Raw genomic sequence first — 320 nt, 5'->3', positions numbered from 1 at the left:
GACGTTGCCCCCTGGGCATATGCCTGGGTTGATGGGCAATGGCGCGAGATCGGCAATGCCTCCTATGCCGATGGCGTGGCCACGGCGCCGGCGGTGCCTGATGCGCTGCTCTACCGCGTTCACTGGATGCCCACCTATTGGGTCAAGGCCAACCTGTCTCGCAGCACGGCGGCGGAGGTGGGGGCGCGGCGGTCCTGGACCATCACCTGCAGGGAGATTTGAATGCTCAACGGCCACCCATTGAACGGCGCGCCCCTCAACGGAACATCCGGGGCCGGCGCGGGCGCCGCGGTTCCCCCGGTGGAGGTCACACGCCCACC

The 320-nt window shown here is 68.4% G+C and carries 1 pseudogene; it reads left to right on the top strand.

The features are described 5' to 3' along the window. Positions 1-222, top strand: a pseudogene (locus OGL92_RS22110) (hypothetical protein); the annotation flags it as partial. Positions 223-320 lie beyond the last annotated feature (98 nt).

The sequence above is a fragment of the Pseudomonas sp. RIT-PI-AD genome, from assembly GCF_025642785.1.
Taxonomy (GTDB): domain Bacteria; phylum Pseudomonadota; class Gammaproteobacteria; order Pseudomonadales; family Pseudomonadaceae; genus Pseudomonas_T.
Note: the sequence above shows the minus strand (reverse complement) of the source record. Positions and strands in the feature narration are given on the sequence as shown.